Here is a 1848-nt window from a genome sequence, read left to right as displayed (position 1 = left end):
CGCTGGCACTTCGGGCAGAAGTGGCTCGATCGGTTCATGAAGCTCACCCGCACGATCCGGCGACCGCAGCGCGGGCACGGCTGACCCGTGCGACCGTACGCGTTCAGGGAGTGCGCGAAGTAACCCGCCTGGCCGTTCACGTTGACGTACTGCGCGTGGAAGCTCGTGCCACCCTCGGCGAGGGCCTTTCCAGCACCGCCCGAACCTCGGCCAGCAGTCGGTTCACCGCGCGGGTCGGGAGATCGGATGCCACGGACTCGGGGTGGATGCGCGCGGCCCACAGCGACTCGTCGGCGTAGATGTTGCCGATCCCGCTCGCCACGGTCTGGTCGAGCAGCACGCGCTTGATCCCCGACGATGTGCGGGCGAGGCGCGCGCGGAACCGCGCGTCGTCGAACGCCGGGTCGAGCGGGTCGCGCGCGATGTGGGCCACCTGCGTGGGGACGCGCGGCAGCGACGAACCGTGGCCACCGGCGGCGGCATCCGGAGTGTCGACGAGCTCGTCGAGCGCGAGCGAACCGAAGGTGCGCTGATCCGCGAAGACGACCGACAGCGCTCCGTGCACGGGGTGCTCGAGCTCGATGCGGATGCGTTCGTGCCGTTCCTCGGGCGCGCCGGGGACGCGCAGCAGCATCTGGCCGCTCATACCGAGGTGCGTCACGACCGCTTCGTCGTCGCCGAGTGGCATCCACAGGAACTTGCCCCGGCGGACCGCGCCGACGATGCGCCGACCGGTGAGTTCGGCCTCGAAGTGCTCCGGGGTGCCCGAGTGGCGGGTCAGCGCGCGGGCGTCCCACACGTCGACGGACGCGATGAGCGCGCCGGTCACCGCGGGCTCGAGGCCGGCGCGGACGACCTCGACCTCGGGCAGCTCAGGCACGGGCGTTGAGCTCGCGCCAGGCGGCGAGGGCGGCGGCCATCTCGGCCTGCTTCTTGCTGGTGCCGGTGCCGTTGGTCGCGACATTACCGACCGTCACGGTCGCGGTGAATCGGCGATCGTGGTCGGGGCCGGTGGCCTCAACGGCGTACACCGGTGCCGCGAGCGACTGGCGCGCGGCGATCTCCTGCAGGCTCGTCTTCGGATCCATCGCCGCGCCGTAGCGGTCGGGATCGTCGAGGAGCGGCTCGACCAAACGCAGCACGAGCGCCGTGGCGGCGTCCGGTCCGGCGGAGAGGTACGTCGCGCCGATCACGGCTTCCATCGTGTCGGCGAGGATCGAGTCCTTGTCCCGACCGCCCGTGAGGATCTCACCGCGGCCGAGCCGCACGTGGTCACCGAGGCCGATGCCCCGCGCGACCTCGGCGAGAGCCACCGTCGAGACGACGCTTGCGCGCCGCTTGGCGAGGCTTCCTTCGTCGAGTTCGGGATGCCCCGTGTACAGGCGCACGGTCACCGCCTGCCCGAGCACGGAGTCGCCGAGGAACTCGAGGCGTTCGTTGTGCGGGATGCCGCCGTTCTCGTACGCGAACGAGCGATGGGTCAGCGCAAGAGAAAGAAGCTCGGGGTCGATGTCGACCCCGAGCTTCTCGATGAGCGCAGTGTTTCGCGTCACCGGACGTTGATCAGACGTCGGCGACCTTGCGGCCCTTGTACTCGAGGAAGAGCTCGGTGCCCTGCGAGTCGGTGACGACCTTCGCCTGGTGGGGGCGGCTGTAGACGACCTTGCCGTTCTCGATGGTCTTGACCAGCGCGGGGGCTTCGGCCTTCCACTGCGCGCGACGCGAGCGGGTGTTCGAGCGGGAGACCTTCCGCTTCGGGGGGTTACCTGCCATGACTAGCTCTTCTCTGTCTTGGGGGCGGCGCGGAGCGCATCGCCGTCGTCTGGGGTGTACTGCTGGAGCGCCGCC

Annotated in this window: 2 protein-coding genes and 1 pseudogene; all 3 read right to left on the bottom strand. The window is 70.2% G+C overall.

The genetic code is table 11. From position 1 onward, the window contains the following. A pseudogene (gene mutM, locus I5G_RS20265) lies at positions 1 to 880 on the bottom strand (bifunctional DNA-formamidopyrimidine glycosylase/DNA-(apurinic or apyrimidinic site) lyase); the annotation flags it as partial. Further along, on the bottom strand, positions 873 to 1553 hold the full coding sequence (gene rnc, locus I5G_RS02780; protein ID WP_022877688.1) for a ribonuclease III: 681 nt from the start codon (positions 1551 to 1553) through the stop codon (positions 873 to 875). The gene rnc and the pseudogene mutM, both read right to left, overlap by 8 nt. A 10-nt stretch (positions 1554 to 1563) precedes the next feature. Further along, entirely contained in the window at positions 1564 to 1773 is a 210-nt protein-coding gene (gene rpmF / locus I5G_RS02775) for a 50S ribosomal protein L32 (RefSeq protein WP_013586329.1), read from the bottom strand. Between the last annotated feature and the right edge of the window lie 75 nt (positions 1774 to 1848).

Origin of the sequence: Microbacterium sp. B19 (assembly GCF_000333395.1) — a bacterium.
GTDB lineage: Bacteria > Actinomycetota > Actinomycetes > Actinomycetales > Microbacteriaceae > Microbacterium.
Note: the sequence above shows the minus strand (reverse complement) of the source record. Positions and strands in the feature narration are given on the sequence as shown.

Bases quoted from the DNA above. Each gene is read 5' to 3' on its own strand.
- rpmF (WP_013586329.1), bottom strand. From the start codon at position 1,773: ATGGCAGGTAACCCCCCGAAGCGGAAGGTCTCCCGCTCGAACACCCGC.